Origin of the sequence: Arthrobacter sp. HMWF013, from assembly GCF_003061105.1 — a bacterium.
Taxonomy (GTDB): domain Bacteria; phylum Actinomycetota; class Actinomycetes; order Actinomycetales; family Micrococcaceae; genus Arthrobacter.
In genome coordinates, this window is the sequence record NZ_QAIQ01000570.1 from 1 (window position 1) to 9306 (window position 9306).

Below are 9306 nucleotides of genomic sequence, written 5' to 3' on the forward strand. Positions count from 1 at the left end.
GCTGATGCGACGGCCATCATGTTCTGCGGGTCAGAGAAGAGCCTTGCCACCGGGCTCCCACTCTCGGCGATCCTCTTCCATGGGCCGCTGAGCGGAGTGGTGATCCTGCCCGTGATCATGTACCACGCCATGCAGCTGCTGGTTTGCGCCGGTGTTGCCCGCCGGCTGGCAAGACTCCAAAGCAGGACATTCACCAGCGGACCTGTTCCTGCGCGCGTTTAGCTTCTTGACGAAGGAATGTCCGGGCCTCATCGGCGTTTCCTTCCGGAAGCGGACGTACCATTTTGGGCATGGCTCGTTTTGGGATGAAGATGGCATGCACTTTCCTGGCACTTTGTGGACTGTTGGTCACAGGAATGGCTCCGGTGACGGCGGCTCCGTCACCTGGAAATACGGATGTGGTGGGCAACGACGTTTCCTGGCCCCAGTGCGGCAAGACCCTTCCCAGCGGGCAGGCGTTCGCGATCGTGGGCGTGACCGGCGGACTGGCCAACAACACCAACCCTTGCCTCGCCGAGCAACTCACCTGGGCCGCCCGCTCTACCGGGGGAACCTCGCAGCCCAAGGTTGCTTTGTACGTGAACACTGCCAATCCAGGACATGCCGGCTCCTGGTGGCCCTCGTCCAACGTCTACAAGGACGTGAAGGTGGCGAACCCTTATGGGACCTGCGCAGGCGCAGTCGACCTCGCCTGCTCATACATGTACGGGTATGCGAAGGCTTACGACGACGGCACTGACCGAGGCGTGGCGAGCCCCGGCAAGTATTTCTGGTGGCTGGACGTTGAGACCGGCAACAGCTGGCAGACCGGCACGGGCGGCACAGCCCTGAACCGGGCGGACCTTGAAGGGATGGTCGCCTACTTCAAGAGCATCACTGCCGGGAATGCGGGCGCCGGCGTCGGGATCTACTCCACTGGCTATCAGTGGGGAACCATCGCCGGGACCGTGCCCTCCAGCAGCTCCCTCACGGGGCTGCCAAGCTGGCTTGCAGGGGCCAAGACGCTGCGGGGAGCGAAGTCGAACTGTTCTTTGCCGGGCCTGACGCCCGGCAGCCCGGTGACAGTGACGCAGTATGTGTCGGCCGGACTCGATTACGACTACTCCTGCCGATAGGCAGCGCCTCGATGCACGGCCGACGCCGGACTTAAGTCCCTGTTCCGGGGGGATCGCTCCGGCGTAGGTTGGGAGCGGGTCCGGAAGATCCAGGGCCAGCATCCAAGGGGGCATCATGACCAGGCCCGGAGTTTCGGCATTCAGTGTTCTGGGGGTCTGCGCGCTGTTCGCGCTCACAGGCTGCTTCGGCCCTCCTGCGCCGGCGCCCACGGGCACCTCCGCGGCCCCGACCTCGACGGCGGGCCCCACCACCTCACCGAGTCCGACGGCGAGCCCCTCCACGCCGAGCAGCCCGTCAGTCACGCCGACCGCGACGGCGACTGTCCCGCCGTCGTCCGCGCCGCCGTCGTCCGCTCCCGCCAGCCCGACGGCGACTCCGACCGCGGAGCCTACCTTCACGGGGTTCCCGGAGCAGGTTGGCCCGCTGACGGTCTACTACGTGGCCATCGGCGACAACGGCATCTCCGGGCCTTTGATCGGCTGCGGTGACAGCCTCATTGCCACGACCACCGCCCCGGTGCGCTTCACTGACCAGGTGGGCCCCAGCGTGGGGACGTTGCTCGCGAACAGGAGCCGCGACGTCGGCCTGTCAGGACTCGTGAACGTGTTGTACCAGTCGAACCTGACCTATCTGGGCGGCGAACTGGTGGGCAGCACCATCACCATCTACCTCTCCGGGCAGTTCATGCTGGGAGGCGTGTGCGACATCCCGCGCGCCAAAGCACAGCTGGAGTACACAGCCATGGCAGCGTCCGGGGCCACGAGCGCCGAGGTGTTCGTCAACGGCCGCCCCATCGACGAGGTGCTCAGCCTCAAATAGACAGGCTGACCCTGCCGCCGCCGTGCCGCGGACCGATCGGCACAACCACCGGGGTGGCTCAGTAGTGGTAACGGGCTTGCAGGATCGTCACATATTGGTCATTCGCAACGTAGACCAGGCGGTTGGAGTCATCAATGCGACGGGACCACGCGCCCGCTAAAGCAAGTTTGAGGGGTTCGGGTTTACCAATTCCGTCGAAAGGGTCGTCCCGGAGGATGTCCTCGATGAGCGTGTTGATCCGCTTGGGTGTTTTCCGATCTTGGCTCTGCCAGTACACGTAGTCTTCCCACGCTTCCGAGGCCCAGGCGAGCGTGCGAGCGGTCAAGGTTCAAGCAGGTCGTGCGTGACGGTCTCGCCCGCACGGGCGGCCTCCAGAGCGGAAATCAAGCGGCGCGCATTCTCGGGGGAGCGTAGCAGGTAGCTCGTTTCTACGAGGGCGTCGTACTCGTCCTTGGACATCAGCACCGCTGATCCACGGCGCGACATGATCTCAACCTCAGTGTGGTCAAGGTTCACACGCTCGATCAACCCGAAAAGGTCACGCCGCGCTTCAGTCGCTGTAATTGCCATGATCAGCCTCCTACTTGTACTTGATATGGTACCACTCTCGCGGAGGTGATGTGTCGAAATCCCAGCTACTATTCGAAAAGCTCCGCCACAATGGGAGATCGGGAAAACAATCTTCCGATTGCCACTATCCAGTGGGTTCACGTTGGCGCAATATTGCCCCTATGAAAAAACTTATTGTGGCTAGTTTCGCAGCGGCAATGATGGCGCTTGGCGGAATCACCGTGGCAGCCCCGGGTAATGCAGCGGCTGAGTCAAAACCCATCGCAGGGCAAATCATGGTCAAGTTCCGCGACAATGCCGCGGCACCCGGCGTACTGCGCCAGCATGGCCTTAGCCAGGGCCCGGCTATTGGCAGCACCGGCGCCCACCTCATCAAAGTACCGGCGGGAAAAGAATCCCGACTTATCGCAGCCCTGAGCAGAAACCCGGCAGTTGAGTATGCCGAGCCGGACGAGCTCGTGACGGCCACAATGGATGAAAACTACTTTGACCGCCAATATGCGCTGCAGAACGTGGGGCAGTCGTTCAAGAACACCGCGGGTGACACAGAGGTACCCGCAGGTACCGCGGACGCTGATGTGGATGCCGTCGAGGCGTGGACCGTCGCCGAAGGAATCGGCGTCAAGGTTGCCATCATCGATTCAGGTGTGGCGTTCAATCACGAGGACATTTCCGAGAAGGTCGTTGACCGGATCAACTTCAGCGACAAGAAGATTGAGGCAGAGGAGGACTACGACAGGTACGGCCATGGGACCCATGTGGCCGGTATTGTTGCGGCCAAACACAACGGCATAGGGGTCTCGGGTGTGTGCCCGGAATGCGACATTCTGGATGTTAAAGTGCTCAACGACGCCGGCACCGGTTCCAGTTCACGCATCGCCCAGGGCATCGACTGGGCGGTGGCCCATGGTGCCAAGGTGATCAACATGAGCCTCGGGCAGCGCGTTTCATCACGCACCCTTGAAGCTGCCGTCAATAACGCATGGAATCAGGGTGTGCTGATAGTCGCCGCGGCCGGTAACGCCGGTACCCAGGCCCAGATCTATCCTGGCGCGTATTCCAAGGTTATTGCCGTGGCAGCAACCGACAACTTTGACAACAAGGCAACCTTCTCAAGCTTCGGCAAATGGGTGGACATGGCGGCGCCGGGGGTCAACGTTTATTCGACTTTCCCGTACTACAACTTCGCCCTGCAAGGCCCGACGATCCCTTACAAACGCTCCCTGAAGTACGACCTCGGCAGCGGCACTTCAATGGCCTCGCCGATCGTCGCAGCGGTTGCGGCGCTCGTCTGGAGCAAGGATCTTACCGCCGGGAACGACGTGGTCCGCGGCAAGGTCGAGTCCACCACAGATAGAAAGGCTGGCACTGAAAGCTATTGGAAGTACGGTCGGGTGAACGCCTGCCGTGCGGTTGGTGCGGAAGGCTGCCCTCTGAAGTGAAGCCAAGAGCGAAAGCCGCTCACCTGGGTGGGCGTCTTTCGGCTGCGCCCAGGTGTGCCTTCAGCCATCGCCGGCTGCGCTTCCGCTACTCGCGGAGCTCCATCGTTTCGTGGATCTCCAATGCGAACCAAAGCTGCGCGAGTGCCGAAGTCTGGGTCAGGTCCAGCCCCGTCAGCTCACCTATTTTCCTGATCCGATAGATGACGGTCTGCCGGTGGGTGAACAGGGCGGCTGCCGTCTTTTGCCACGAGCGTTGCATGCCCAGATACGTTTTCAGGGTGAGGAGAAGGTCCGGCTGACGGCCCTTCTCATACTCGAAGATCGGTCCCAGAAGCCGCTGGACCAGCGCTTGTCCTTCTTCGTGGCTGGTCAACCCCAACCACGAGGGGCCTTCGGCGTAGCGCACCAGATGCTCTCCGGTGGCGCCCGCTGTTCCAAGCGCCCAGAGTGACTCCTGGAGTCCGCTTTCGATGGTGGCCGCCGTCGTCGGGGTGCTGATTCCCATCCTGGCGTCGGGCGGCAGTGCGTGCCGCAGCATCTCATCCGTGCATTCTGTTGATACCAGGATGTGGAGTCTGTTGAGACTCTCCAAACAAGCAGTTTGGAAGCCATGGCGCCACATGTTCAGGTGTGTCTCCGCCAGATGCATTCCGTTGCCGCCGGATAGGGAGATGACCTGAAATTCCTGCGCGGGAATACCGAATTCAGAGAGCCTGCTTTCCATATCCTTAATGCCGTACCGGCCGTCAAAGGCTTGGATGAGGAATTCGGCGCCGCGGCGCAGCCGGTTCTCCAGGCCAAGCACTGTACGCGACAGCTCAAGGCCCAACACAGTTGCCGCGTGCAGCAGCACCACCGCATCCGGGTGCGGATCGGATTCAGGAAGGACAACCAGGAGCGCATTGGCGTGCGTGGGGATCTCCATGAGGAGGACGTGTTGGTCAGCGAGCGTGTGCCACTGGAAATTCTTCGTTGAAACCGATGTCCTGTCTTTGAGCTGCGTCAGCTCAGCGGCCACGGCTGCCGGTAAGGCCTCGCTGTCCGGGTGCCACGCGTGGAGGCACCGCCGATCCACCGCAAACAGCCGCGACGTTAATTCTGCTTCGAGCCCGGCGACCAAGTTCTGCCACTGACTTCCCTTCCCGGCGAGACGGAGAAGGTCATAAATCCTGGCTGTCTGCCGCAGCCTCTTGGACTCCTCCAGCAGCGAGGACTCGGCGACGGACCGTGCAATAGCAATGAAGGGGAGGGGGTACGGCACGTTGATAAGTGGCAACGGCAGGGTATTGCACGCCTCAAGAAACTCCGGCATCAGCGGCGGGGCGTGCATTTTCTCGCCGATGGCCAGTGCGGATGCGCCCGCCCGGACCAGGGATTGCGCGAGCTCCACCTGCCCGGCGGCGTCGGCAGGAACGGACAGTCCGTTGGTCATCATGAGCTCGCCTCCGGTGACCCACTCCCAGAGCCGCGGAAGGTCAGAAGTGTGCGCCCACGTGATGCCGTTTCCCAGGCCCTCCGCACCTGCCATCAGACGGAGGCCCAACTGCGGTTCGGCAATCAGCTCGGCAACGGTAATCACGTGGTGCGTTCTTTCTTGAGGGGATGGCGCAGTCTGCCTGAGCAGTTCTTTATACAAACGTATAGGAGGCTTCGTCATTTGTGATCGATTGCCGGATATACCCACGTGACGCCGGTCACCCATGATGGTCTCACTTACTTCCCGCTCTGCTACGAGCATTCACGAGAGAGGGTTTCAAATGAGCGCAACAAGCAATCTCATTGATGATGCCCCGCTGACAACTTTCCACAAGAAGCTGACTTTCTTCGCCTCAGGGGGTCCCTTCATTGATGGGTTCGCGCTGTCGATCATCGGGATCGCCCTGATCACCATGACGCCGGGCCTGCAACTAAGCACCACGGAAATCGGCCTGATCGGCGCGGCCAGCCTGGTGGGCATCTTCTTCGGCGGTGCCATCTTCGGGTGGCTGACTGACAAGATCGGCCGGCACAAGATGTATATCGCCGACCTCATCGCGCTCGCCCTCTTCTCTGTCCTCAACGCCTTCGCAACCGAAGTCTGGCAGGTTGTCCTCTGCAGGTTCCTCCTGGGAATGGCCATCGGCGCGGACTACCCGATCGCGACCTCGCTGCTCGCAGAATTCCTTCCCAAAAAGCACCGCGGCCGGCTTCTGGGAGCCACCTTCGTGGTCTGGGCGGTCGGCGCCGCCGCTGCCTACGCCGTCGGATACCTGCTCCGCGATATCGGGCCTGATGCATGGCGCATCATGGTAGCCAGCCCGGCGATCTTCGCCATCGTGACCCTGCTGTGCAGGCTCGGCACCCCCGAGTCCCCGCGCTGGCTGCTTTCCCGTGGCCGCCGCGATGAGGCTGAAACCATCATCAAGAAGGTGTACGGACAGCAGTACAGCCTCGCAGACATCGCCTCCGACAGTGATGGTCCGGCCAAGCAGGGCAGGTTCCTGGATATCTTCAGGGGACAGGCGTGGAAGCGAACACTCTTTGTCTCGATCTTCTGGACTGCCCAGGTCATCCCGCTCTTCGCGGTTTACACTTTCGCGCCGGATCTCCTGGCCTCAATGGGCATGACAGGAGACGCCAACCTCTATGGCGGTTCCTTCCTGATCTCCATGCTGTTCGTGGTGGGCGGCATTCCAGGGCTCTGGCTGGTTGAAAAGATCGGCCGCCGGAAGCTGCTGCTGTGGAGCTTCGGCATCATCGTGGTTGCACTCGCCATCCCCGCCTTCATCCCCAACGTTCCGGCCGCGCCGCTCTTCATCGCCCTGGCCGTCTTTGCCCTGGCCTCCGGTGCCTCCAGCTTCCTTGAGGTCGTCTACCCGAACGAACTGTTCCCCACGGAGGTCCGCGCCACGGCAGTCGGATTCGGCACGGCCATCAGCCGCGTCGGCTCCGCGGCCAGCACCTACCTGATGCCGGTGGCCATCATCAGCTTCGGGGCCGCAGGCTCACTGCTGATCGGCGCCATCATTTCCCTGGTAGGGCTGGTTGCAACGTTCCTGCTCGCCCCGGAAACGGCCAACAAATCTCTCTCGGAACTCACCACTGACAAGAAGCCGGCCTCCCCGGAAATCATCAAAGAAGGATCACTGCTATGACCACGCACAAGCCAATCGGGCCCGTCGACGCCACCAAAGTACCCCGCTACGCCGGACTCGGCACCTTCGCCCGGCTCCCGCAGATTGACCGGGTTCCCGACTATGACATTGCCATTGTCGGCGTGCCGTTCGACGGCGGCACCTCTTTCCGCCCGGGCGCCCGCTTCGGTCCCGCCGCGGTCCGTGAAGCATCCCGGCTGCTGCGCCCCGGCTACCACCCGGAACTCGACGTCGAGCCTGTATACGAAGCCCAGGTTGTGGATGCCGGTGACATCGCCTGCACGCCCTACGACATCACCCGGGCGGTACGTGAAATCGAAGAACAGGCGCGGCCGCTGATCAGCGAGGACAAGCGGCTGATCGCCATCGGCGGGGACCACACCATCGCCCTGCCCATGCTGCGTGCCCTGAACGAAGTCCACGGACCGGTAGCCCTCCTGCACTTCGACGCGCACCTGGACACTTGGGACACCTACTTCGACCAGCCCATCACGCACGGAACGATCTTCCGCCGGGCCTTTGAAGAAGGTCTTCTCGTCGAGGACAAATCGATGCATGTGGGTATCCGGGGGCCCGTCTACGACCGAGCCGACTTCCTGCGCGACCACGAATTCGGGTTCCAGATCATCCGCTGCTCGGACTTGGACGTCATCGGCGTCCCGGCCGCTATCCAGAAGGTCAAGGACCGCCTCGGCGACACCCCGGTCTACGTCTCCATCGACATCGACGTTCTCGATCCCTCCTACGCTCCGGGGACCGGTACGCCGGAAATGGGTGGCCTTCACTCCCGCGAGCTGCTGGCCCTTCTCCGCGGCCTCAACGGCATCAACATCGTCGGCGCCGACGTCGTCGAAGTTGCCCCCGCGTACGATCACGCGGACATCACCACCCTCGCGGCCGCGACCTTGGTCTTTGACCTGTTGGCGCTGATGGTGAACCGCTCAAAGGGTGCGTCCATCATTGGTGACAAAACCCTCGAAGCCGCCGCCGTCTGAGCGCAGGGCCGGTGCACCCCCGGAAACCCGGAGGTGCACCGGCTTCGTTGTCTGGCTTGATCGTGGCGCACCCGGCCAGGAAGCGGGGCGGGAAGTGCCAGAGGGTTTCCCGAAAACGTGCGGGAAGTGCCAGAGGGTTCGCCCAGCACCTGCAGGTAATGCCAGAGGGTTGTGAGGAGGGACGAGGGGCGCGGCAACTGGCTACTGCTGCGGGGCCTTGGCTTTGGGAATCTTGGACGCTTTGGTTGCCTTTGGTTCTTTCGGCGGCAGGGCGGCGACATGGTCGTACGCCTTACTGACCCAGGCGCGGACGCGGGCGTCGTCGCCGTCGCCCTCTTCATTCCAGACTTCCGGCAGGCCGGTGTAGCCGCCCATGGGCCGCTCTGCCGGCCCGAACGGCACAGTCCGCTCGGTGCTCTCGAGGACGTCCCTGTCCTCGTCGGCAAGCTTCACACCGATGGTGGGCCCTAACAGCCCCGCGAACATGTTGCCGTTCACGAACGCCCCGAGGTTGCCGAACATCGGCTTCACCACCACCTCCGGATGGTCGGGGACCACCGACCGGAAGCGTTCCTTGTCGGCGTCGGACGCTTTGGGCATCTCCATGGTTCGTCTCCCGGGGGTTGGGTGCGGCGCGGATCTGTTGGCAGGATATGCCCGCGGCGCCGGGAGGTACAGCAGCGAGGTACAGGACCCCGGGACGGGCGGTGGTAAATGGTCTCCGGAAACTCCTGTACAGTTGATTTTGTTGTTGTGTTTATGCAGTTGGTAGTTCAGGCAGTACGCGCGGTCGAAAGTCCGCGTTCTTCTGAAGTAGCGGTTTTGAACACCCCACACCGGAGGACCCGAAAGTCGGGACTTTTCCTCCACCTTCACGAAGGACAAAAATAATGGCTACTGGTACCGTCAAATGGTTTAACGCTGAAAAGGGCTTCGGCTTCATTTCCCCCGATGACTCCTCACAGGACGTTTTCGCTCACTACTCCGCGATCGCCTCTTCCGGCTTCCGCTCACTCGAAGAGAACCAGAAGGTTTCCTTCGAAACCGAGCAGGGCCCCAAGGGTCCCCAGGCCGTCAACATCCAGGCACTCTAATTCATTAGAGATTCTGGGGCCTTAGGGTTTCATTTTCAAAAGCAGGGCCGGTCAATGACCGGCCCTGCTTTTTTGTGTCCTTTTAACACAAGCGTGCTTATTCATCAGGGTTGGGGCTGCGCACGTCCTTCTCACC

Annotated in this window: 11 protein-coding genes; 7 read left to right on the plus strand and 4 right to left on the minus strand. The window is 62.1% G+C overall.

The annotated features are described in order from the left end of the window. The 3 genes from DBR22_RS19440 to DBR22_RS23995 all read left to right on the plus strand — a co-directional run. On the plus strand, positions 1 to 222 hold a 222-nt coding region (locus DBR22_RS19440; protein ID WP_146187582.1), incomplete at its 5' end, for a bile acid:sodium symporter. A 68-nt stretch (positions 223 to 290) separates the two neighbouring features. Then, a complete protein-coding gene (locus DBR22_RS19445; RefSeq protein WP_108600354.1) occupies positions 291 to 1115 on the plus strand; it encodes a hypothetical protein in 825 nt (274 codons plus the stop codon). Between the two features lie 115 nt (positions 1116 to 1230). Next, positions 1231 to 1935: a GerMN domain-containing protein gene (locus DBR22_RS23995; RefSeq protein WP_181365255.1), complete on the plus strand. Its 705-nt coding sequence runs from the start codon at positions 1231 to 1233 to the stop codon at positions 1933 to 1935. A gap of 58 nt (positions 1936 to 1993) precedes the next feature. Here the strand turns inward: DBR22_RS23995 and DBR22_RS19455 are convergent, their stop codons facing one another. Next, positions 1994 to 2260: a Txe/YoeB family addiction module toxin gene (locus tag DBR22_RS19455; RefSeq protein WP_108600355.1), complete on the minus strand. Its 267-nt coding sequence runs from the start codon at positions 2258 to 2260 to the stop codon at positions 1994 to 1996. Continuing rightward, positions 2257 to 2505, minus strand: coding sequence for a type II toxin-antitoxin system Phd/YefM family antitoxin (locus DBR22_RS19460; protein ID WP_108600356.1), 249 nt, complete (start codon positions 2503 to 2505; stop codon positions 2257 to 2259). Before DBR22_RS19460 ends, DBR22_RS19455 begins: the two co-directional genes overlap by 4 nt. A 50-nt stretch (positions 2506 to 2555) precedes the next feature. Here DBR22_RS19460 and DBR22_RS19465 point away from each other — a divergent pair, with 50 nt between their 5' ends. After that, complete coding sequence (locus DBR22_RS19465; protein ID WP_308810240.1) at positions 2556 to 3947, plus strand: S8 family peptidase; 1392 nt, start codon at positions 2556 to 2558, stop codon at positions 3945 to 3947. Positions 3948 to 4032: 85 nt separating this feature from the next. Here the strand turns inward: DBR22_RS19465 and DBR22_RS19470 are convergent, their stop codons facing one another. Next, complete coding sequence (locus DBR22_RS19470) at positions 4033 to 5526, minus strand: PucR family transcriptional regulator (RefSeq protein ID WP_258229315.1); 1494 nt, start codon at positions 5524 to 5526, stop codon at positions 4033 to 4035. A 178-nt stretch (positions 5527 to 5704) separates the two neighbouring features. Here DBR22_RS19470 and DBR22_RS19475 point away from each other — a divergent pair, with 178 nt between their 5' ends. Further along, positions 5705 to 7081: an MFS transporter gene (locus DBR22_RS19475; protein WP_108600359.1), complete on the plus strand. Its 1377-nt coding sequence runs from the start codon at positions 5705 to 5707 to the stop codon at positions 7079 to 7081. Further along, positions 7078 to 8076 carry an agmatinase gene (gene speB, locus DBR22_RS19480; RefSeq protein WP_108600360.1) on the plus strand — a complete coding sequence of 333 codons (999 nt, stop codon included), beginning with the start codon at positions 7078 to 7080 and terminating at the stop codon, positions 8074 to 8076. Before DBR22_RS19475 ends, speB begins: the two co-directional genes overlap by 4 nt. Before the next feature lie 201 nt (positions 8077 to 8277). Here the strand turns inward: speB and DBR22_RS19485 are convergent, their stop codons facing one another. Then, a complete protein-coding gene (locus DBR22_RS19485; RefSeq protein WP_108600361.1) occupies positions 8278 to 8682 on the minus strand; it encodes a TfoX/Sxy family protein in 405 nt (134 codons plus the stop codon). A 284-nt stretch (positions 8683 to 8966) separates the two neighbouring features. On the opposite strand from DBR22_RS19485, the gene DBR22_RS19490 reads away from it, so the two are divergent. Further along, on the plus strand, positions 8967 to 9170 hold the full coding sequence (locus DBR22_RS19490) for a cold-shock protein (protein WP_024365339.1): 204 nt from the start codon (positions 8967 to 8969) through the stop codon (positions 9168 to 9170). Positions 9171 to 9306: the final 136 nt, after the last annotated feature.